The sequence below is a fragment of the Halorussus limi genome (assembly GCF_023238205.1).
Lineage (GTDB): Archaea > Halobacteriota > Halobacteria > Halobacteriales > Haladaptataceae > Halorussus > Halorussus limi.
Map to the genome: position 1 here is coordinate 3,388,241 of NZ_CP096659.1, position 20,027 is coordinate 3,408,267.

Below are 20,027 nucleotides of genomic sequence, written 5' to 3' on the forward strand. Positions count from 1 at the left end.
ATAGTCCGCGGAGTGTTGAAATACTTTTCAGTGAAGTGCGGCGGTGTCATTCGAACGCCTCCCGAAGCTCCTCGTCGACTTCCCACGTCCCGTCGCCCTTCCCGCGGAGCAGTTCGACCGCAGCGTGGAGCAGGGAGACCTGCGAGTCGAAGACCGCGTAAACCGCTTGTAGCGGGCCGAGGAAGTCCTTCTGTCCGAGCCAGACGAACCCGGCGAGCGCGGCCGGGACCGCGAGTCCGGCGACGCCCGCTACAGCAATTCCGGCGGCCGTGACCGCCAGCACGTCGAGCGCCACCAGCCACGGGGAGACGACCATGAACCACCAGTTGAACGGGAGGACGAGTCGCCCGTAGTTGCCGTACCTGCCGAGCGCGTCGCGGTGCTGGGCTAGCAGTCGAATCAGGCCCATCCCGCGCCGGTCCTTCTGGAGGCGACGCTTGCCGAAGTCCGAGTGGGAGGCCTCCTTGTACCGGACCGCGGGGTCGAATATCACCCGGTCGCCGCCCCGGCGTATCTTCAGCGCGAGTTCGGTGTCGTCGGCCAGCGAGTTGGGGTCGATGGGGACGATAGCGTCGTTCTCGAACGCCGAGAAGGGACCGTGAAAGATGAGCGTCGAGTCGAGGTGGGACTCTAGCGTCTGGATGTGAGCCTGCACGCCCCGATAGCCGGCCTCGACCTCGCTTCCGCCGAGGACCTCGGCGTTCTGGCCCGTGACCGCGGCCACGTCCGGGTCGGCGAGGTTGGCGGCCGCCTCCCTGAGCGCGTCGTCGGCGACGTAGGAGTCGCAGTCGGTCTTGACCACCATCTCGTTGTCCGCGGCGGCGTAGGCGTCGTTGAGCGCGGGCGCGAGGCCCCGGCGCTCCTGCTCGCGGATGAGGTTCAGGTCTGGATGCTCGCGGTCGGCGAAGTACTCCTCGATGATGTCGGGCGTCTCGTCGTCGCTGGAGTCGACGACGACCAGTTCGACCTTCTCCATCGGGTAGTCCAGCGACACCACGTCGTCGAGTTTCTTCTCGATGATTCCCGACTCGTTGTACGTCGGCAGGACGATGCTGACGGTCGGTTCGGCGTCGCGCTTGTCGGCGGCCGACCCGCTCGCCCCGACGGCCGCGTAGAGGGCGAGATACGCGAGATACGGCAGTGCCGTGGCGGCGACGAGCGCCCCGGCGACGGCCACGAGAGCGTTCATACGACCGGGTATGGAATCGGACTATAACATACTGTTGGTCGGCCTTCGCGACTAAACGCAAAAAAGGAGAGACGGACAGGACGAAAGTGAGAGGAAGGTCAGTTTGCGAGCGATTCGATTTAGATCGTGACAGCGCTCTCTTGGGAGAGCGACTGTGGCACGTTGGCGCGGTACTGGGTCACTGCGCCGTACTGAGTGGTGAGCTTGAGTTTGACCTCTTCGCCCTCACCCAGCGGATTCGAAATCGCGCTGGCGTTCATCGAGACCTTGAACCGGTCGTCCTGCGTGTTGAGGACGGGCGAGGAGCCGTCGGGGTCCTTGATGGGACTGACCGTGAAGTTACCGCTGTCTGCGGTCTCGTTGTAGGTCAGCGTCTTCGCCTCGTTCGGCCCGATCCACTCGATCGTGGCCGAAGAGAGATTGATGTCGTCCGACCCCGACCCGCGCATCACCGTCAGGTTGATCTGTTCGACTTCCTCGTTGGCAACGTCACCGAACGCACTGACGACCTGCACGCGGTTCGAGACCTGTGCACTGCTCTCCTGACCGGTCTGTTCGGACTTGGTCTGGAGGAATCCGGCGGTGTTGATAAGCACGCCCGCTGCGATCGCTGCGACGAGCACCATCGCGATGAACACGATGAGCGTACCGATACCCACCTGACCGCGGTCGTTGACCGCGCTCTCGATTCTATCTTTTACCGCTGAGAGATAATTCCGTGTCATTATTCGGACCGTATCGTATTCGGGAACTTTCCCAACATGGACGTACCACCACCGATATATATAACATTCGTCCGTTTTCAGCCGTGATAATCGGACGGCGGAATCCGATTTACGGACTTCGTAGAGGCCGGTATCCGCGGCTCAGAACATATCCGAACGAACATATGTTGTTGGATACTCTGAAGGTCGTTGCGGGGACGCGGCGAACGACTTCGCGGCCACCCCCGGCGACCGAAAGGTCATAGAGTAAGCCTTTTGCGCTCGTGGTGACCACTCCCTCTCAATGGCCGACAGCGAGGACGTCTGCGTTCTCATCCCGACTTTGAACGAGGCCGAGACCATCGGCGAGGTTATCGACGGATTCACCGACCGCGGATACGAGAACGTCCTCGTCGTCGACGGGAACTCGTCGGACGGGACGACCGACATCGCCAGCGACCACGGGGCGCGCGTCATGTGCCAATCGGGGTCCGGAAAGGGGCAGGCGGTCAGGGAAGCGATCCAGCACATCGAGGCCGAGTACGTCCTGATGCTGGACGGCGACGGCACCTACCGACCCGAGGACGCCGACGCGATGCTCGAACCGCTGGTGAACGGCGAGTACGAACACGTCATCGGCGACCGCTTCGCCGACATGGAGGAGGGCGCGATGAGTCGCTTCAACGAGTTCGGCAACGGCCTGTTCAACTGGGTGTTCCGCACCATCCACGGCAAGGACTTCGAGGACATCCTGAGCGGCTACCGGGCGTTCACCCGCGAGTCGGTGGAGAACTTCTATCTCGACGCCGACGGCTTCGGCGTCGAGACCGAACTCGCCGTCGAGTGCGTCAAGCACGGCGTGCCGACGACGGTGGTGCCGATACGCTACGAGGCGCGACCCGACGAGTCGGACACCAACCTCCACCCGATTCGGGACGGCGGGGTCATCCTGATCACGCTCTACCAGTTGGCGAAGACTAGCAATCCGCTGTTCTACTTCGGGAGCGTCGGCGTTCTGAGTTCGCTAATCGGCGTCATCATCGGCGCGTACGTGGGCTACGAGTGGTTCGGTCCGGCCAACACGTCCCACGAGGTACTCGCCATCGTCGCCGCGTTCGCCATCCTGTTCGGGGTCCAGTTGCTGATGTTCGGTGTCCTCTCGGACCTCATCGTGACGCTCCACCGCGAACAGATGCGACGGATGAAGTGAGGCCCCTTCTCGTCGTTCCGGTCGAAATCGACGGTAGAGTTATCTGGATACCCGAACATAATTTTCCTGCATGGGTGACAATCACAACCTCTCGGACTACGACGCGGTTCGCGAATCGTTCTCGTGGGACGACGTGTTCGCCGACGCCGACTGGGACGCGCCGGAGGAACTCAACGTCGGCCACGAGGTCTGCGACCGCCACGCGGACGACGGTGAGAGCGTCGCGCTCTATCAGGTCGGCGAGGACGGCGACCTCACGGAGACGACGTTCCGGGAACTGGCCGACCAGTCCAGTCGGTTCGCCAACGTCCTCGAAGAGTTGGGCGTCGAGCGAGGCGACCGCGTGTTCTCGTACATGCCCCGGATTCCGGAACACTACGTCGCGCTGGTCGGGACGCTCAAGCGCGAGGCGGTGTTCGGCGGCGTCAACGAGCGGTTCGGCCCGGACGGCATCGCCTACCGCCTCGACGACTGCGACGCCTCGGTGGTCGTGACGACCGGCGACAACCGCGAGACGGTCGGACAGGCGCTCGACGACGCACCGTCGGTCGAACACGTCGTCACGGTGGACCGCGGCGAGAGCGCGGTGGCCGACGACGACCTCGCGTTCGCCGACGCGCTGGACGACGCCAGCGGCGAGTACGAGGTCGCCCGAACCGAGGCCGAGGACGACGCGCTCCTCTACTACACCAGCGGGACGACCGGTCCCGCGAAGGGCGTCCGCCACAAACAGCGGTGGGTCGCGGGCGTCGCCGCGACCCAGAAGTACGCGGTGGACCTCCAACCCGGCGACCTCTACTGGTCTACGGCCGACCTCGGGTGGCTGACCGGTCCCATCAACACGCTCGGGGCGTGGTTCTGGGGCGCGTCGCTGTTCACCTACGAGGGCGAGTTCGACCCCGAGACGTGGGCCGACCTGCTGGACGAGTATCCGATTTCGGTCCTGTTCAGCGTCCCCACGGCCTACCGGATGCTCCGGGAGAAAGAACACGTGCTGGAGGGCGTGGATTTGAACCTCCGCCACGCGCTCTCCATCGGCGAACCGCTCTCGGCGGGCGTGGTGGACTGGGGCGAGGAAACGCTGGGCGTCACCATCCACGACACCTACGGCCAGACCGAGACGGGCAACATGATAATCAACAACTACCCGACGATGGAACTCAAGCCGGGGAGCATGGGCAAACCCCTGCCCGGTATCGAGGCCGACGTGGTGGACCCCGAGACGGGCGAACCGATGGGCCCGGGCGAGACCGGCGAAATCGCTCAGCGCGGCGACTACCCCTGCTTCTTCGCGGAGTACTGGGAGAAACCGGAGAAGACCGCCGACTGCTTCGTGGACGGCCCCGACGGAGAGTGGTACCTCTCGGGGGACCTCGCCCGGAAGGACGAGGACGGCTACTTCTGGTTCGAGGGCCGGGCCGACGACGTCATCATCTCGTCCGGCTACCGCATCGGTCCGTTCGAAGTCGAGAGTTCGCTCGGCGAACATCCCGCGGTCGCGGAGGCCGCCGTGGTGCCCAAACCCGACCGCGAGCGCGGCAACATCGTGAAGGCCTACGTCGTGCCGAGCGACGACGCCGACCCCTCCGAGGACCTCGCGGAGACCGTCAAGACTCACGTCCGCGACGAACTCTCGGCCCACGAGTACCCCCGCGAAATCGAGTTCGTCGATGAACTCCCGAAGACCGTGACGGGCAAGATTCGCCGGACGGAACTACAGGACGACGCCCAGCAGGAGGCCGAAGTCGAACAGGAGTAGTCGGTGCTCGTCGTACGGACGGACTTCCACCCCGGTTCAGTCGCTCGCCATCGCTTGGAGGTGGGTGTGAACTTCGTCGGTGTCGTCTACGAGCGTAACCGTCTGTCGGGTCGCGTCGTACTCGACGACCCTCGCGTCGGCCATCTTCGGCAGGTGATTGTGGACGAGAGAGACGCCGACGCGCGTCCGTTCGTCACCCGAGCGACCTATTTCGGACTGGCTTCTCTCCCACGCGACCAGTTCCGTCGTCAGTTCGGCCACCGGAATCGGGCTATCCGCGGTCTGGAGGTGCTGAAGGACAAAACGGCGGTAGGGATGAGACAAGACACTGAAGAGTTCGTCTTGACGGTCGCCTCCGACCTCGAATCCCAACCCGTTCGTCTCAGAGGCTTCGTTTTCCATGCTAGAACGGTGGCCTTCGACGGGGATAAGTGTTGTCTGGCAGATAAATAATGGGATGCAGATAGCGCAGTTTACGCGCGCTCTCTTGAGGCGGGCACACGGTTCGGTGTGTCTACCCGCGTCTCGTCCCGCGATACTGCGCATTCCACAGCGAGCGAGTTTCCGCCTGATTACGCGTCATCTGGGTCGTCGTCCTCATCGTCGTCGTACGGGTCTGTGAAGAAGAAGTGGTTGAACGGTTGCACCCGGCGCTGGCGCAGGATTTCCGAACTCTCTATCGAGAGGCCGACTTCGTGGATGGCGTCGGTGATGCGGACGGTGTCGGACGTGCCGGTCCCGACCGCCTCGACGAACAGGTTCCGCTGGCCCGTCAGCGTTTCCCGAACGTCCACGACCCCGCGAATGTCGAGTATCTGTTCGACCATCGCGGTCCGCTCGGACGGCGGTGCCGTACAGACGAACAGCACTTGGAGCGGGAGGTCGGCCGCCTCGTAGTCGATTTTCGGATGGTAGCCCTCGATGATTCCGTCGTCTTCGAGTTGCTCGATTCGGTTGCGGACCGTGCTGGCGGAGACGTCGACCTTGTCCGCGATTTCTTGGGCCGTCCGGTTGCGCGCGTCCATCTGGAGTTCGTGCAGGATTCCTCGGTCCACGTTGTCCAACTTGACCATACCCGGATTCGGGTAGCCACGACAATAGGTGGCAGGGCGGACTCGACTCTCCCGCAGAGCGGACACGAACGCCCGGCCTCCGCGAAGCGACCGGAAAGTTAGAAGCCAGAAACCGATTCAGAGCGGCAACGCCGCTCGAACGCGCTCGATGACGCCCGGCGTTCGGGAGTTCCGGTAGCGTTCGAAGACGGGGTGGAGCGCGTTCAGGAACTCCTGCTGGTCGTCGAACCGGTCGCGCTCGACTTCCGCGACGGCCTCCGCGAGCGGTACGGTGTGGCCGTCGGCGTCGTACTTGATGCGCGGGTTCGAGAGTGCCTGCACGACTTCGTCGCCGGTCGCCGGGAACGAGAGGTCGCCGCCGTCGAGTTCGGCCGCCACTTCGGCGATGCCGAACTCGATGACGTCGGGACCTCCGTCCGAGTTCGACGGTGGTGGCCTCACGCCCATGTGCGTGGCTTCTCTCTCGCGGAATGAAAAACTCACTACTCGGATTTCTAATCTGTCTCGGGCGCGGAGTGGGTTCGCGGTCAGTCGCTGTCAGATGAGAATTGTATATAAGTGTTTCAGAACGTTATAGACGCTTTTGAGACATCTATAGAACGTCCTACTGATTCGCTCCGGATAGTGCCCGTAGACGGACCGACCGCACCGACGGCCCTCGGTAGCCGGGAACCCCGCCTTTACGTCCGTCAAGCCCCTCGCTTCAGCCATGACCGACGACCCCACCGCGCGCAACCGACTCGACGAGGAGGCGAGTCCGTACCTCCGCCAGCACGCCGACAATCCGGTCAACTGGCAACCGTGGGACGACGCCGCGCTCGACGCCGCCCGAGAGCGCGACGTGCCCATCTTCCTGTCGGTCGGCTACTCGGCCTGCCACTGGTGTCACGTCATGGAGGAAGAGAGCTTCGAGGACGAGGCGACCGCCGAGGTGCTGAACGAGAACTTCGTCCCCATCAAGGTGGACCGCGAGGAGCGCCCGGACCTCGACAGCATCTATCAGACCATCTGTCAGGCCGTCTCGGGCCGGGGCGGGTGGCCGCTGTCGGTGTGGCTCACCCCCGACGGCCGACCGTTCTACGTCGGGACCTACTTCCCGAAGGAGGCCAAGCGGGGCCAACCCGGCTTCCGCGACCTGCTCGAAAACATCGCCGACTCGTGGGCCGAGGACGACGAGCGCCGGGAGATGGACCGGCGGGTCGACCAGTGGACCGACGCCATCGAGGGCGAACTCGAATCCGTCCCCGACCCCGGCGAGGCCCCCGGCGAGGACCTGCTCGAATCGGCCGCCGACGCCGCGGTCCGGAGCGCCGACCGCGAACACGGCGGGTTCGGCACCGGCCAGAAGTTCCCGCAGGCCGGGCGCATCCACCTGCTCCTGCGCGCCGCAGAGCGCGCCGAACGCGACGGGGGCGCGGGCGACGATACCGCCGACGAGTACCGCGCAGTCGCCACGGAGGCGCTCTCGGCGATGGCCGAGGGCGGCCTCTTCGACCACGTCGGCGGCGGGTTCCACCGCTACACCGTGGACCGCGAGTGGGTCGTGCCCCACTTCGAGAAGATGCTCTACGACAACGCCGAACTCTCGCGGGCGATGCTCGCGGGCTATCAGGTCGCGGGCGACGACCGGTACGCGACCGCCGCGCGCCGGACCTTCGCGTTCGTCGAGCGCGAGATGACCCATCCCGACGGCGGGTTCTACAGCACGCTCGACGCCCAGAGCGACGGCGAGGAGGGCAAGTTCTACGTCTGGACGCCCGACCAGATTCGGGACGCGGTCGCGAGCGGCGAGCGGACCGACGAGTCCGCGGACGACGACACCGCCGCGGACCTCTTCTGCGACCGGTTCGGCGTCACCGAGTCGGGCAACTTCGAGGGGAAGACGGTCCTGACCGTCAGCGAGTCGGTCGCCGACCTCGCCGACGAGTACGGGATGAGCGAGCGAGAGGTCGAGGAGACCGTCGAGAGCGTCCGCGAGCGGGTCTTCGAGGCGCGCGAGGAGCGCGTCCGGCCGCGGCGTGACGAGAAGGTGCTGGCCGGCTGGAACGGCCTCATGATTTCGGCGCTCGCGGAGGGCGCTCTCGTCCTCGGCGACGACCGCTACGCCGACCTCGCGGCCGACGCGCTCGGGTTCGTCCGCGAGCAACTGTGGGACCCGCAGGAGGAGCGACTCGCTCGCAGATTCAAGGACGGCGACGTGGCCATCGAGGGCTACCTCGAAGACTACGCCTTCCTCGCTCGGGGCGCGCTGAACCTCTACGAGGCGACCGGCGACCCCGACCACCTCGGCTTCGCGCTGGACCTCGCGGCGGCCGTCACCGACGAGTTCTGGGACGCCGACGCCGGAACCATCTACTTCACCCCCGAGCGCGGCGAGGAACTGGTCGCCCGACCGCAGGAGCCACGCGACCAGTCGACGCCCTCCAGCCTCGGCGTCGCGGCCGACACTTTACTCGCGCTCGCCGAGTTCACGCCGGACGACGAGTTCGCCGACGTCGCCGAGCGCGTCCTCGAAACCCGGGCGCAGGAGATTCGGTCGAACCCGCTGCAGCACGCCTCGCTCGCGCTCGCGGCCGACCGCTACGCCCGCGGGTCGCTCGAAGTCACCGCGGTCGCCGACGACCTGCCGGAGGCGTGGCGCGAGACGCTCGCCGAGCGATACCTGCCCGGTCGTCTGCTGTCGCGCCGACCCCCGACCGACGGGGAACTCTCGACGTGGCTCGACCGACTCGGACTCGGCGAAGCCCCGCCCATCTGGGCCGAGCGCGGGCGGACCGACGGCGAACCGACGGTCTACGTCTGCCGAGAGTTCGCCTGTTCGCCCCCGGAGACCGACCTCGCCGCGGCGCTCGACTGGGCCGACGAGAGCGCCTGAACGCGGGCCGGGGTTCGACCCCGCGTCGGCCGGTAGATTCCCGGTCCCGGGGTGCGAAAGTTTATTAACAACACATCTTCAACGATTTTGCCAATGAGCGCAGGGAGTTCCGGTTATCGGGGGGCTACTTCCGACGACGCTTCCTCCTCGGAGGACGAGCCTCGATTTCTCGACGTGCTACGGGAACTGAAGGCCGACGGGTGTAACCTGCTGGTCGTGGGGGACGCGCCGCGTCGCCTGTTCACCGAAGCCAGCGCGGGCCTGCTCGGGGGACCAGAAGAACGGCGCTATCGACTGCTGGCGGTCACTGACGCGAGCGCACAGAGCGTCGTCGAGCGCCTGCCCGACCCCGAGGAGACGCCGGGAGAATTCGCCGAGACGACAGAAATCGTCAATCACGCGTCCCCGCCGCGGTCGGTCGTGGACGCCGGAGCGTCCCGCAATGCCCCGCCGCTGAGCGACCTCTCGGAGCGGCGGGTCGTGGACCCGCAACTCGCGGGTCTGCAGGCCGAACTCGCCGAGTCGATGGCGACGTTCAACCGACACGCCGGGGGACTCCGCCCGGCCCAGTTGCGGGTCGGCGTCGACTCCCTCGGCGCGCTCTTCGAGCACTACGACGCCGGCGTCGTACACCGGTGTCTGCAGGTCGTCACCGGCTACGTCGACGACTACGACGCGATGGGCCACTACGTGCTGACCGAACCGTACGACAGCGAGCGTGCCGAGCGACTCGCCGACGACTTCGACGCCGTGGTCGAGATTCGCGCGGTCGACGGCGGCCGGGACGACCACCACGCCGAGGAGCGCTGGCACGTGTCGAGCCACGACCTCGTGACCGACTGGTTCCCGCTGTAACTCCCCGACAACCAACTCTCCGACGCGAAACGAGACCACCAACATGAACCCACGATTCGACTCACCCGACGACGAATCCGGTATCGCCGTAATCGACCCCGTCGGGAGCAACCGAGTTGCCCTCTACACGCCGGGGTCGGTCTCGCCCGAACCGGCCGACACCGACGGGTTCGTCTACCCGGTATCGGCCGCTCGGCGGTTCGTCACGTCCGAAATCCGCTTCCGGTACGCCGTTCAGGTCAGTGTTCGTCGGAGTGACGGCGCGTATCTCTGTGACCTCGACCCCGTGACGAATCGGGAGTTCGACGACGGCGAGTATCTCCTCGAAGTGACTGGCCCCGTCAAAATGTACCTCAGGGTACCGTCGTCTATCAGCACCGAACGAACGGACGATGGCCTCCGGTTCGAGTTCGGGGGCGACGTCGAAGTCGAACTCGGGGCCCGGTTGCCGCACAACACTCCCGCGGCGACGATTACGGTTCCCGACGCCCCCGCCGCTGCGATGGACGCGATATCCACGTTCGGGTCGGCGCTGAAAACGACGTCGCCGGAGCGGTCGTGGCCCACGCTCCGGGGTCATCCGCCGCGCATCGAACGCGGCGACGAGTTGGCGATACCCGACGAACTCGATGCCCCGGATACCGGAATCACCATCCACGTCCCCGCGACCTACGAACACGTCCTCCCCGTCGCACCGCTAGCGTACTACCTCGGCGCGAGGGTCGTGCCCGGCGACCCGCCCCGTCTGACCACGACAGACGGGTTCACACACCGTCTCGGCGAGGGAGATGAGTTCGGTGACGAGGTCGCTCGGTTACTGAAACGGGTCTACGTCCTCGACTGCGCGACGAGAGGCGAGGGGTTCCACCCGGTCGAACTCCCCGCGCGCCGTGCGGTCGAGTCCGTCGCCGACCTCGACTTCGCGACGCTGTACGACGCACCGCCGGTCGAGCGCCTCCCGACGTACCTCTCGGTACCCGAGACGGTCGCCGAGGAGGTCAAACCGACGTGGGGTCGCGTCACCTACGCACGGCCGGTCGCCGAGAGCCTCGAACTGCTACCGTACGCGGTGTACGACCTCTCGATAGTTCGCGCGAAGGCGGCGACGCCGGACGCCCCGGCGACCGTCGGTGCGAACGACACCACGGGAGAAGACGCGCTGAGTTCGTTCAAGCGTCGTTCCGACCTCGCCGACCTCGGTCTCCCGTCTGAGTCGGGCGAACGAGCGGCCGGCGTACCGGACCCCGACGAGTACGTGCCCCTGCCGGAGGCCGACGCGCTGGAGCGGGCGTGGATCGGCGACGGGACGCCGGTCCACGGCACGAAACTCCACGCCGCGGCGTTCCGCCACGAGCGAACGGAGTCCACCGACGGTGTCATCGAAGTGACCGTCGTCTGCAACGACGAGGAGATGCGCGAGGAGTGGGACGCCGTCTCGGACGTGTACGGCGCGCGCGACGAGGTCCCGTTCGAGGTGGACTGTCGGTTCGGCGTCACGACCGACGAACTCCGGACGCTGTTGGCGGCCGACCGCGACCTGTTCCACTTCATCGGCCACGTCGACGGTCGCGGGTTAGCGTGTTCCGACGGTCTCCTCGACGCCGAAACGGTCGACGAGACCGGAGCGACGACGATTCTGCTCAACGCCTGTCGGTCCCACGACCAAGGCGTCTCACTCGTGGAAGCGGGCGCTCGCGCGGCCATCGTGAGTTGGGGCGACGTCGGCAATTCGGGCGCAGTCGAGGTCGGCGAGACGTTCGCGCAGTTACTCAACTACGGGTTCGCCGTCGGCAGCGCACTCGCAATCGTCGAAGAGTACACGAGCATCGGTCGTCACTACGTCGCGGTCGGGGACCCGAGCGTCGCAGTGGCCCAGTGTGAAGACGGTACCCCGTCGCTGTGCGAGTTCGACAGCGACTCGGACGCGACGTCGCACACCGAAGGAGTCCGGGTTCGGATGACGAGCTATCCGAGCGCGGAGTTCGCAGTCGGGACGGTGGTGCACTCGTATCTGCGGGACGGCGAAGAGGGACTCTACACGGTGCCCGGTTCTAAGCGGTTCGAGAACACGGTCGAGGAGATGCGAGAAGGGTTCGGAAACGACCCCGGTCCGATACTCGTCGACGACGAACTCCGGTGGACCGACGAGTGGTTCGATGGCGAGTAAGTAGTTCGGCGTCGAGAAGAGTCGACGCCCGGTGTCAGGCCATCACGTCGGCGTCGAGTAGTCGCTCTGCGACGTACTCCGCCGCGGGTCGGTCCTCGGACTCCTCGAAGCGCGCTATCTCCTCGCCGCCGTGTTCGACTACCACGGTCGGGATGAGCGACACGTCGTACTCCTCGACCTTCGGGCCGTCCTTGTCGCGGTCGACCTCGTAGACCTCGATCTGGTCGTCGGCCACGCCCGCGGCCTCCAGCGCCGCGAAGAAGTCGGGGAGTACGTCACGGCAGTCGCCACACCAGTCTGCGCCCCAGACGCGGTAGGTGACTTCGCCGACGCCGGCCTCGAAGGCGTCGACGACTTCGCTGTGCGCCGCGGCGTCCCACGTCGGATTCGGTTCGGTCGTCTCCATGGCCGACAGTTGGCGCTCGACGCGTTTAGTCGCACGGGTCGGGGCAGAGTTGGGGTGGTTCTCCCGACACCGAACGCGAGCGCGTTTGCCGGCGGACGGGTCGGTCCGGACGAATACCGGCACGTCCTGCCACCAGTCGCCATTCGTTTATACATCCCGCTCCTATCTGTTCGTAATGAAGGAGTCAATCCTGGACGCGGTGGGGTCGCCGCTCGTCAGGGTGTCGTCGCCGGAGGGCGCGACGGTCGCGGCCAAGGTCGAGGGGTTCAACCCCGGCGGGTCCGCGAAGGACCGGCCGGCGCGAGAGATGATAGCGGCCGCCGAGCGCGCCGGGGAGATTTCGCCGGGCGACCGCCTCGTCGAACCGACTAGCGGCAACACCGGCATCGGTCTCGCGGTCGCGGCCGCGGCGCGTGGCTACGACCTGACCATCGTGATGCCCGAATCGAAATCGCCCGAACGCCGGAAACTGCTTCGGGCCTACGGCGCGGACCTCGAACTCGTCGAGGGCGAGATGGAGCACGCCCGCGAGCGCGCCGACCGCCTCGCCGAGGCCGAGGGCGTCGTCCAGATGGGCCAGTTCGAGAACCCCGCGAACGCCGAGGCCCACTACCGGACGACCGCCGAGGAGATTCTCGAACAGGTCGAGGGCCGGGAAATCGACGCCTTCGTCGCGGGCGTGGGCACCGGCGGCACCATCACCGGCACCGCATCGCGCCTGCGCGAGGAGTTCCCCGACATGGAGGTCGTCGCGGTCGAACCCGAGCGAAACGCGGTCCTCACGAGGGAACTGAGTGAGGGCTCGTCGGACGAGTCCGACGGCGTCCTCTCGACGGGCGAGTCCGGCGACGACGACTATCAGGGGATGGGTCCGGGGTTCGTCAGCGACCTGCTCGACACCGACCTGCTCGATTCGGTCGAACCCGTCGCGCTGGAGGACGCCGAAGCGGAGGCACGCCGAATCGCCCGCGAGGAGGGCATCCTCGTCGGCCAGTCGTCCGGCGCGGCGTCGGTCGCCGCCAACCGGGTGGCCGAGCGCATCGCTCAACCCGAACTGAACTGCCCGGAGGCCCCCGACGAAATCGAGGACCTGATAGCCTCTGACGGGGGAGAACCGGGGCCCGCTGGCGGAGCGACGACCGAAGTGCAATCGGACGGCGGCGCACTCGACGGCTACGACGACTGCCCGCTCGTGGTGACGGTGTTCCCCGACAGCGGCGAACGGTACCTCTCGACCGGGATGTTCGATTAATAACCAGTCTCGGCGACGTATTCTTCGAACACGTCTAGAAACGCCGGGTCGTAGTCCTCTTCGACGTGGTCCACGTTCCACAGTCCCGACTGGCGAATCTCCGGACTCGAACTGCTCGTCCCCAGCCACCGCGTATCTCGAGGGTCGAGCGACTCCCGTCGATAGTTACTCAGTAGCGCTATCGCGTTCCGTTCGATGTACGCGCGGTCGCTATCTGGGCCCGGTTCGTCGTCTACGTCGACCCAGAGCAACGGCATGCCGCGAACGTAGAAGCTGACCCGCTTCTCCATGTCGTACTCCTCGTCTCGGAGACCGTCTTTGGGAGCACTCGACCCCTCACCCCAGTACGGATACTCGTCGGCCAACCCCTCGCGGTCGATGAGTGCCTCTCCGACTCTCAGACGAAAGACGGAGCCTCGATGGTTGCCTCCGTCCTCGTGACCGCCGCTGAACGTTCCGCGGTGGCCTCGAAGCCGGTCCCAGAGCGTAGTACCGCTTCCCTCCGAAACGGCGTGAGTACCGACCCTAGCGACCCGCGGTTGGTCGTCGTCGGTTCGAGATACTTCACGGGCAAAGAAGAAGTACACGCCACGGTCGGGCCAGTCCATGCGACCGGTGGAGTTCGCCAGATATCGGTACCCGCCGACCCGTTCTCGAAGTTCGTGAAGCAGGCCGTAGAATCGGTCGAGGTCTGTTCGTCGAGTCATCGGTCCACCGTTCGGTCGTACTCGGATTCGAGTAGACCGTGTTCAGGCGAACGAACGCACAAGCTCGCGTGGACTCGCTCGGCGTAGTGATGAAGCTCTTCAGAGAGAATCGAATCCGGAGACAAGTCCTTCGGACGTTCTGCCTCCGGCGATTTTGAACCACAACGACTCACGAGCCCAACAACCATACGTCTACCCACGCCGATGACGTTCGTTTAAACTTTCGGTGTTCGCGAACTAAGCAGTTCGGACAACCCTCAGTCGCCGAACTCCGAGTCGGTCACGCGCACGACCACGGTGTCCTCGACTTCCCGGAGGTCGTAGTCGGGCAACTCGCCGTCCTGTCGGGTCAGATACATTGGTTCGACGAGTTCCCGCTCGGCGGTCAGACCGTAGACCTTGAGGTACTCGTCGGTCTCCTCGGGGTCGATTTCGCCGTCGCGGACCGCCTCCGCGAGGTCGCGAGAGAGCCACTCGGTCTCGCTGACGCTCGGTTCGAGGACGAGCGCGTCGTCGGTGAACCGAACGAGATACCAGTTCAGGTCGCCCAGCAGGGCGACTGCCGACCCGAGGCTGATGGTGTCGAGCGCCAGCGAGTTGCGGTACTGCTCCCGGAGGTCGTAGGTCGCCAGCGCCTCGCGAGCGGTCTCGCGCGAGACGAGTTCGGTGCGGAGGTCCACGCCGTCGGACCCGACGAGACAGACCCGAGTCACACGTGGTCGAAGGGACCACCGTCGTAAAGCGATTTCGTTCCGAGACGAGGACTCAGCCGTCGAGTGGCCGGATTTGTCCTCGAATCTCGCCTTCGGGATGCGCGGTGGTGTGGACGTTCACGTAGACGTTCTCCGCGCGCATCTGTTCGACCATGTCGGCGACGTCGGTCAGCGGCCATATCATCCCGTCGTCGGTCAGTCGTCCGGACGCGAGCAGGCCGGTCCTCGTCACGGGGTCGCGTGCCGGACCGAACAGGTACGCCACGACGTTGCCGTTCAGGTCGGGCGGTCCCTTGTGGACGTGCGACTCCTCGACGTTCTCGATGTTCGCCGCGATTAGCCAGTAGTCGATGTGCGACTCGTCCGGCGGGAGCCGAAAACCCGCGAAACCGAAAGCGTCGGTCTCTACCGGCGGGACCTCGCTATCCCCGGTCAGCCACGCGCCGAAAGTCTCGCCGCCCGAATTTCGTCGGAGCGCCGACGGCCCGGCAACGCCGCCTCCGAGCGCCGCGAGAACACGCCGTCTGGTGTAGTGTCTCATTTCCCTCCCCCGACCGGACGGGCGACCGGCGCGGTCAAAACGGTTTCGTCGTCTCTCGGTGGTTCAGATGTCCACGACCGTCGCGTTCCGGGCCGCCTCCGCGGCGCGCTCGAAGAGGTCGTCGGGTTCGGCGTTCTCCACGATTTCGAGCGTGGCGTTAGTCTCCGGGTAGTCCGGCGCGATGCGATTGCACCCCGCCGGAATCGTGGAGTCGCGGAACGTGCCGATGTCTCGGGCGCGTTCGGTGATATCGGACTTGTCCATCGTCAGCAGGGGCCGGTGAATCGGCAGGTCGGCGGCCTGACTCGTCGCGCCCAGATTCCGTGCGGTCTGGGAGGATTTCTGGCCGATGGCCTCGCCGGTGACGATGCCCGTGGCGTCCGCCTCCCGGGCGACGTGTTCGGCCACGCGGTACATGAACCGCCGGTAGACCAACATCCGGGCCGGGCCGACTTCCTCGGCCAGCAGGTCCATCACGTCGCCCGCCGGGACTTTCCGGACGCTCATGTCGAAGTTCGGCGCGTAGTCGGCGAGTCGCCGGACCGTCTCCATCGCTCGCGCCTCGTGGTCCGGCCCGCCGTAGTCGCCGAGTTCGAGGTAGACCGGGACGATGGGTGCCCCGCGCTTCATGACTTCCCACGCCGCGACCGGCGAGTCGATGCCGCCGCTGACCAGCGCGACGACCTTCGCTTGGCTTCCGAGCGGGAGACCGCCGGGGCCGGGCCGCTTCTCGGTGAAGACGAACGCCTCGTCCTCGCGGCACTCCACGGAGAACGTCGTGTCGGGGTCGGTCAGGTCGACCTCGGGGTCCTCCAGCGCGTCGAACACCGTCGCGCCGCCCTCCCGCTCCAAGTCCTCGCTCGTGAACGGGTGGGCGTCCGCGTTGCCGGCCCGCCGGGCGCGAACCGCGAAGGTGTCGCCCGCCGCGTCGGCGTTCGCCTCGGCGCTCCGGGCCAGTGCGTCCACGATGGGTCCCTTCTCGGGCGGAACGACTGCCGCGGGACTCGCCGAACGGACGCCGAAGGTGTCGGCCGCCGCGTCGGTCGCGGCGTCGATTTCGTCGGCGTCGGCGTGGAGCAGGATGCGCGACCAGCGGCGCTCGACCTCGGCGTCGATGCCCCGGTCGCGGACGATGGCTTCGATGTTGTCCCGGAGCCGTCGCTCCATCTCGGCTTGGACCTTCCCGCTCTTGACGCCCACGTCGGCGTGGCGAACGAGGACGGTGTCGGCTCCCGGTTGTCGCATGGACTGGGGTAGTCGTGACGGGAATAAACGGGCTTCGGTTGCGAGGCGGGAAAACTGCCGAGCGAAGCGAGGCAGGCAAACCGCCTCGAAGTGGTGGCCGGAAAACTGCCGAGCGAAGCGAGGCAGGCAACCGACCCCGAAACGCCGCACCGACGGAAGGGTCGAGTGAGAGGTGTCGGCGCAGTTCGCGGTCAGAGAGTCGAAGGAGAGTCCGAGCGCGAGTGGTCGGTCAAAACGTCGAGAGTTCGCCGTCGATGACCCGCTGAGTGATGGAGGTCACGTCGGCGAGTTCGCGGTCGATGATTTCGGTCACGTCGTCCTCGATGTCCGCGATGGCGACGCCGTCCTCGGTGACGACCTCGGCGTCGGCGACGTGCGGTTGGTCGATGGGCCGACCGATTTGGCTGAGCAGGCGAATCCGGAGGTCACGGATGCCGTCCACCTCGGCGACGACCGACTCGGCGATTTCGGTCCCGAGCAGGTTGTAAATCTTCCCGATGTGGTTGACGGGGTTCTTGCCAGAGGTCGCCTCCATCGACATCGAGCGGTTGGGCGTGATGAGGCCGTTCGAACGATTGCCCCGGCCGACGGAGCCGTCGTCGCCCATCTCGGCGCTGGTGCCGGTCGTGGTGAGGTAGACGCTCTCCTCGTCGTCGCCGTCGCCGTCGGCGGTGTTGACGTAGACGCTCACGTTCCGGTCGGTGTACTCGTGGGCCACGTCGCGGACGAACTCCCGGACGCTCTCGACAGTATCGTCGTAGTCGGCCCGGTCCTCGACGTACCGGTCTATCATCGCGGCGGCGACGGTGATGTCGATGTCGTCGCCCTCGCGCTTGCCCATGAGTTTGATGTCCTGTCCCAAGGCGGGGTGGTCGTCGGCGAACTCACCGTTGAGTCGTCGCTCGGCGTTCAGCACTATCTGTTCGGTCTCGGTCAGCGGCGCGTGGCCGACGCCGAAACTCGTGTCGTTGGCCATCGGGACCGTGACGCCCTCCTCGCCGAAGACCTCTTTGAGGTCGCCGCTGCCCTCGCCCAACTTCACGTCCACGATGATGTCGGTGCCGAACTCCAGTTCGGGGAAGTTCTCGCCGAGGTAGTCGCGGGCCGCTTCGAGCGCGATGGTCTCGGTCGGAATCGTCTGGTCGCCGTACTCCTTGGTCGCGCGGCCGACGATGAGGAGGTAGATGGGTTCTATCATCTCGCCGCCGCCGAACTGGGGGTTCGAGCGGCCGGCGACGAGTTGGGTCTCGTCGGTGTTGTAGTGGAGGACCTTCCCGACTCGGTCGAGGTAGGCGTTCGCGAGCGCCTGCGAGACGCGTTCGGCGATGCCGTCGCTGATGGAGTCGGGGTGGCCAAGCCCTTTTCGCTCGACGATTTCTATCTCCTGGTCCTCGACTGCGGGGCGGTCGATAGGTTCGACCTGGATATTTCGGTCGGTCATTACCCCACCCTATCCGGTCGCGGATTCTATAACTTGCGAAAAGAAAATGCGCGTGCGGGATAACCCGAGGTTATCCGTCGGTCCGACGGTGCTTCTGGTATTCCGGAGCGAGGACGCGCGACGTGCGGAAACGCGCCCGATACCGCTCGCCGCAAGAATTGCCCGGCGTCTCCGCGCCCCGCCGCTCCGGAGGAACGCTTCGAGAGCGCGGCGATTACTCCTCCGACTCGGTCTCCAGCAGGAGACCCAGATACGAGGTCCGAATCTGGGCGTCGGGGTCGAGACCGAGGTCTCTCAACACGTCGAAGGCCGCCTCGCGGGCCGCCTCGACCGACCCTTCGTCGTCCACCTCGGTCTCGACCTCCACGAACTCGCCGAGCCCCTCGACGCTGTCGAGGGTGACGGTGTAGCCGTCGAGCGCGAACCGCTCGCGTTCCTTCCGGACGGTCGCGGCGGGGTCGAACCCGAGCGCCGAGAGGATGTCACCCGCGGCCTCGCCCTCGGCGACTTCGGTCTCTATCTCCCGGCGGGTCTTCGACTCGGCCTCCACGAGCGGCCCCTTGTAGGTGAGTTCCGCGAACGGTTCGGCGTCGGTCGGGCGCTCCCGGCGAACCCGCAGGGCCTCGTCGGTCTCGGCGAACTCGCGGTGGGGCGCGTCGTAGTAGACGTCCTCCTGTTCGACCGCGTTCACCCGTTCGGCCCCGCGGTCGGCGAGGCGTTCGCGGACGCTGGCGTGGTCGGCGCGGACCTTCACTTCGACCTCGTACATGCGCGGTCGTTCGACCCACCGCGTTTTCCGGGTTGCGCTTTCGGCGGCGGAAGACCGAGCCAGCGGACGCCCCGGCGAAGATTTATTACACCAGATTGACCAGTGAACGGCATGTCCACCTCCCGCTCGACGTTCCCTCTCGACCCCGAGGAGCGACCGCTGGCGTTCGAGTTCGTCCTCGCCGTCGGCGCGGCGACCGGATTCTACGTCGCGTTTCGCGTCGTCGCCGCCGCGTCGTCACGACTCCGCGACCTCGTCGCGCTGCCCGGCGGTCTGCTGGTCGACGGACTGCTCCACGGCACCGCGACGCTCCTCGGACTCGGCCTGCTCGTCGGGGCGTACGCGAGGCGGCGCGGCATCGAGGTCCGATTGGCGCGGCCGACCCGCGACGACCTCCCGGCGGTCGCCGCGGCGCTCGCCGTTCCGGCGTCGCTGGTCGCGCTCACCGCGCTGGTCGGCGACGCGACCGGCGCGTCGTACGGGTCGCTGGCGCGGACGAGTTACGCGCCGGACGTTGCCCTCGGCCCGGTCCTCGTCGTCACCGGACTGGGTCTGTTCGTCGGAGTGCCGAGCTATCTGTTGCTGTGTCAGGTCCTCGTGCAGGGGAGTTTCGAGCGCGCCGTCGGCGGCGACGCCGCCGCGACGCTGACGACCGCGACGACCGCCTTCCTGCTGGTTGGGACTCAGGGCGGGACCGGACTCTCGCCGTTCCCCGACGGCGGGCGAATCGCCGGGGCGGTGCTGTTCGCTCTCGCGGGCGGGGTCGCGCTGTACGCGACCGACCGCGCCGAGCGCCGGTGGGTTCCGTACCTCGCGGCGGTTCCCGCGCTGGCCGTCGTCGGCGCGACGCTCCTCTCGGCGGTGGCCGCGATTGGTTCGGTCGCCGGCGCGCTGTTCGCGGGGACGCAACTGGTCGTCCTCGGACTCGCCGCCCTCGTCTACGGGCGGACCGACTCGTTGGCGGTGCCCGCGCTCGCGTACCTCAGCCTCTCGCTAGCCCACGAGGTCGCCGTCTTCGCCGCCGAGACGGGGGCGGTCGGACCGTGGTGATTCGGCTGGAGATAGCAACCTCTTTAATTGTCTAAGAATTCTCCATATTCCCCTCACACGTATTTGTGTTG

General features: G+C 66.4%; 19 protein-coding genes. 7 read left to right on the top strand and 12 right to left on the bottom strand.

Going from position 1 to position 20,027, the window contains the following annotated elements:
- Positions 1 to 46: 46 nt before the first annotated feature.
- Both M0R89_RS17365 and M0R89_RS17370 read right to left on the bottom strand, forming a co-directional pair.
- Positions 47 to 1,189, bottom strand: coding sequence for a glycosyltransferase (locus M0R89_RS17365; protein ID WP_248650338.1), 1,143 nt, complete (start codon positions 1,187 to 1,189; stop codon positions 47 to 49).
- A 119-nt stretch (positions 1,190 to 1,308) separates the two neighbouring features.
- Positions 1,309 to 1,914: a flagellin gene (locus tag M0R89_RS17370; RefSeq protein WP_248650339.1), complete on the bottom strand. Its 606-nt coding sequence runs from the start codon at positions 1,912 to 1,914 to the stop codon at positions 1,309 to 1,311.
- A 283-nt stretch (positions 1,915 to 2,197) separates the two neighbouring features.
- Between M0R89_RS17370 and aglJ the strand changes: the two genes are divergently transcribed.
- Positions 2,198 to 3,103, top strand: coding sequence for an S-layer glycoprotein N-glycosyltransferase AglJ (aglJ, locus tag M0R89_RS17375; RefSeq protein ID WP_248650340.1), 906 nt, complete (start codon positions 2,198 to 2,200; stop codon positions 3,101 to 3,103).
- A 70-nt stretch (positions 3,104 to 3,173) separates the two neighbouring features.
- Complete coding sequence (locus tag M0R89_RS17380; RefSeq protein WP_248650341.1) at positions 3,174 to 4,862, top strand: acetate--CoA ligase; 1,689 nt, start codon at positions 3,174 to 3,176, stop codon at positions 4,860 to 4,862.
- 36 nt (positions 4,863 to 4,898) lie between these two features.
- Here M0R89_RS17380 and M0R89_RS17385 read toward each other — a convergent pair whose 3' ends face one another.
- From M0R89_RS17385 to M0R89_RS17395, 3 genes are all read right to left on the bottom strand, one after another.
- Entirely contained in the window at positions 4,899 to 5,264 is a 366-nt protein-coding gene (locus tag M0R89_RS17385) for a DUF7344 domain-containing protein (RefSeq protein ID WP_248650342.1), read from the bottom strand.
- A gap of 170 nt (positions 5,265 to 5,434) precedes the next feature.
- Complete coding sequence (locus M0R89_RS17390; protein ID WP_248650343.1) at positions 5,435 to 5,935, bottom strand: Lrp/AsnC family transcriptional regulator; 501 nt, start codon at positions 5,933 to 5,935, stop codon at positions 5,435 to 5,437.
- 117 nt (positions 5,936 to 6,052) lie between these two features.
- Positions 6,053 to 6,382 carry a DUF5789 family protein gene (locus tag M0R89_RS17395; RefSeq protein WP_248650344.1) on the bottom strand — a complete coding sequence of 110 codons (330 nt, stop codon included), beginning with the start codon at positions 6,380 to 6,382 and terminating at the stop codon, positions 6,053 to 6,055.
- A gap of 262 nt (positions 6,383 to 6,644) precedes the next feature.
- Between M0R89_RS17395 and M0R89_RS17400 the strand changes: the two genes are divergently transcribed.
- From M0R89_RS17400 to M0R89_RS17410, 3 genes are all read left to right on the top strand, one after another.
- Positions 6,645 to 8,810, top strand: a complete 2,166-nt coding sequence (locus M0R89_RS17400) for a thioredoxin domain-containing protein (RefSeq protein ID WP_248650345.1) — start codon at positions 6,645 to 6,647, stop codon at positions 8,808 to 8,810.
- A gap of 93 nt (positions 8,811 to 8,903) precedes the next feature.
- Positions 8,904 to 9,665 carry a DUF7504 family protein gene (locus tag M0R89_RS17405; protein WP_248650346.1) on the top strand — a complete coding sequence of 254 codons (762 nt, stop codon included), beginning with the start codon at positions 8,904 to 8,906 and terminating at the stop codon, positions 9,663 to 9,665.
- A 43-nt stretch (positions 9,666 to 9,708) separates the two neighbouring features.
- Positions 9,709 to 11,832, top strand: a complete 2,124-nt coding sequence (locus M0R89_RS17410) for a CHAT domain-containing protein (RefSeq protein WP_248650347.1) — start codon at positions 9,709 to 9,711, stop codon at positions 11,830 to 11,832.
- 34 nt (positions 11,833 to 11,866) lie between these two features.
- On the opposite strand, the gene M0R89_RS17415 is transcribed toward M0R89_RS17410, so the two are convergent.
- The gene (locus M0R89_RS17415) at positions 11,867 to 12,238 is read right to left on the bottom strand and encodes a thioredoxin family protein (RefSeq protein ID WP_248650348.1); all 372 of its coding nucleotides are present in this window, start codon (positions 12,236 to 12,238) and stop codon (positions 11,867 to 11,869) included.
- Positions 12,239 to 12,413: 175 nt separating this feature from the next.
- Here M0R89_RS17415 and M0R89_RS17420 point away from each other — a divergent pair, with 175 nt between their 5' ends.
- A complete protein-coding gene (locus M0R89_RS17420; protein WP_248650349.1) occupies positions 12,414 to 13,490 on the top strand; it encodes a PLP-dependent cysteine synthase family protein in 1,077 nt (358 codons plus the stop codon).
- Here M0R89_RS17420 and M0R89_RS17425 read toward each other — a convergent pair.
- The 6 genes from M0R89_RS17425 to cyaB form a co-directional block, all read right to left on the bottom strand.
- Positions 13,487 to 14,197 carry a GIY-YIG domain-containing protein gene (locus M0R89_RS17425; RefSeq protein WP_248650350.1) on the bottom strand — a complete coding sequence of 237 codons (711 nt, stop codon included), beginning with the start codon at positions 14,195 to 14,197 and terminating at the stop codon, positions 13,487 to 13,489. The genes M0R89_RS17420 and M0R89_RS17425 overlap by 4 nt on opposite strands.
- A 257-nt stretch (positions 14,198 to 14,454) precedes the next feature.
- Positions 14,455 to 14,910: a DUF5804 family protein gene (locus M0R89_RS17430; protein ID WP_248650351.1), complete on the bottom strand. Its 456-nt coding sequence runs from the start codon at positions 14,908 to 14,910 to the stop codon at positions 14,455 to 14,457.
- 52 nt (positions 14,911 to 14,962) lie between these two features.
- Positions 14,963 to 15,451 carry a CHRD domain-containing protein gene (locus M0R89_RS17435; protein ID WP_248650352.1) on the bottom strand — a complete coding sequence of 163 codons (489 nt, stop codon included), beginning with the start codon at positions 15,449 to 15,451 and terminating at the stop codon, positions 14,963 to 14,965.
- A gap of 63 nt (positions 15,452 to 15,514) precedes the next feature.
- Positions 15,515 to 16,696: a tRNA sulfurtransferase gene (locus M0R89_RS17440; RefSeq protein WP_248650353.1), complete on the bottom strand. Its 1,182-nt coding sequence runs from the start codon at positions 16,694 to 16,696 to the stop codon at positions 15,515 to 15,517.
- A gap of 229 nt (positions 16,697 to 16,925) precedes the next feature.
- A complete protein-coding gene (locus tag M0R89_RS17445; RefSeq protein ID WP_248650354.1) occupies positions 16,926 to 18,137 on the bottom strand; it encodes a methionine adenosyltransferase in 1,212 nt (403 codons plus the stop codon).
- A gap of 214 nt (positions 18,138 to 18,351) precedes the next feature.
- Positions 18,352 to 18,906 (bottom strand): class IV adenylate cyclase, encoded by a 555-nt coding sequence (cyaB, locus tag M0R89_RS17450; RefSeq protein WP_248650355.1) that lies wholly within the window; start codon positions 18,904 to 18,906, stop codon positions 18,352 to 18,354.
- A gap of 111 nt (positions 18,907 to 19,017) precedes the next feature.
- Between cyaB and M0R89_RS17455 the strand changes: the two genes are divergently transcribed.
- The gene (locus M0R89_RS17455) at positions 19,018 to 19,956 is read left to right on the top strand and encodes a hypothetical protein (protein WP_248650356.1); all 939 of its coding nucleotides are present in this window, start codon (positions 19,018 to 19,020) and stop codon (positions 19,954 to 19,956) included.
- Positions 19,957 to 20,027 lie beyond the last annotated feature (71 nt).

Excerpts from the sequence above, each read along its gene's own strand:
- M0R89_RS17365 (WP_248650338.1), bottom strand. The coding sequence starts at position 1,189 with ATGAACGCTCTCGTGGCCGTCGCCGGGGCGCTCGTCGCCGCCACGGCA.
- M0R89_RS17370 (WP_248650339.1), bottom strand. The coding sequence starts at position 1,914 with ATGACACGGAATTATCTCTCAGCGGTAAAAGATAGAATCGAGAGCGCG.
- aglJ (WP_248650340.1), top strand. The coding sequence starts at position 2,198 with ATGGCCGACAGCGAGGACGTCTGCGTTCTCATCCCGACTTTGAACGAG.
- M0R89_RS17380 (WP_248650341.1), top strand. The coding sequence starts at position 3,174 with ATGGGTGACAATCACAACCTCTCGGACTACGACGCGGTTCGCGAATCG.
- M0R89_RS17385 (WP_248650342.1), bottom strand. The coding sequence starts at position 5,264 with ATGGAAAACGAAGCCTCTGAGACGAACGGGTTGGGATTCGAGGTCGGA.
- M0R89_RS17390 (WP_248650343.1), bottom strand. The coding sequence starts at position 5,935 with ATGGTCAAGTTGGACAACGTGGACCGAGGAATCCTGCACGAACTCCAG.
- M0R89_RS17395 (WP_248650344.1), bottom strand. The coding sequence starts at position 6,382 with ATGGGCGTGAGGCCACCACCGTCGAACTCGGACGGAGGTCCCGACGTC.
- M0R89_RS17400 (WP_248650345.1), top strand. The coding sequence starts at position 6,645 with ATGACCGACGACCCCACCGCGCGCAACCGACTCGACGAGGAGGCGAGT.
- M0R89_RS17405 (WP_248650346.1), top strand. The coding sequence starts at position 8,904 with ATGAGCGCAGGGAGTTCCGGTTATCGGGGGGCTACTTCCGACGACGCT.
- M0R89_RS17410 (WP_248650347.1), top strand. The coding sequence starts at position 9,709 with ATGAACCCACGATTCGACTCACCCGACGACGAATCCGGTATCGCCGTA.
- M0R89_RS17415 (WP_248650348.1), bottom strand. The coding sequence starts at position 12,238 with ATGGAGACGACCGAACCGAATCCGACGTGGGACGCCGCGGCGCACAGC.
- M0R89_RS17420 (WP_248650349.1), top strand. The coding sequence starts at position 12,414 with ATGAAGGAGTCAATCCTGGACGCGGTGGGGTCGCCGCTCGTCAGGGTG.
- M0R89_RS17425 (WP_248650350.1), bottom strand. The coding sequence starts at position 14,197 with ATGACTCGACGAACAGACCTCGACCGATTCTACGGCCTGCTTCACGAA.
- M0R89_RS17435 (WP_248650352.1), bottom strand. The coding sequence starts at position 15,451 with ATGAGACACTACACCAGACGGCGTGTTCTCGCGGCGCTCGGAGGCGGC.
- M0R89_RS17440 (WP_248650353.1), bottom strand. The coding sequence starts at position 16,696 with ATGCGACAACCGGGAGCCGACACCGTCCTCGTTCGCCACGCCGACGTG.
- M0R89_RS17445 (WP_248650354.1), bottom strand. The coding sequence starts at position 18,137 with ATGACCGACCGAAATATCCAGGTCGAACCTATCGACCGCCCCGCAGTC.
- cyaB (WP_248650355.1), bottom strand. The coding sequence starts at position 18,906 with ATGTACGAGGTCGAAGTGAAGGTCCGCGCCGACCACGCCAGCGTCCGC.
- M0R89_RS17455 (WP_248650356.1), top strand. The coding sequence starts at position 19,018 with ATGTCCACCTCCCGCTCGACGTTCCCTCTCGACCCCGAGGAGCGACCG.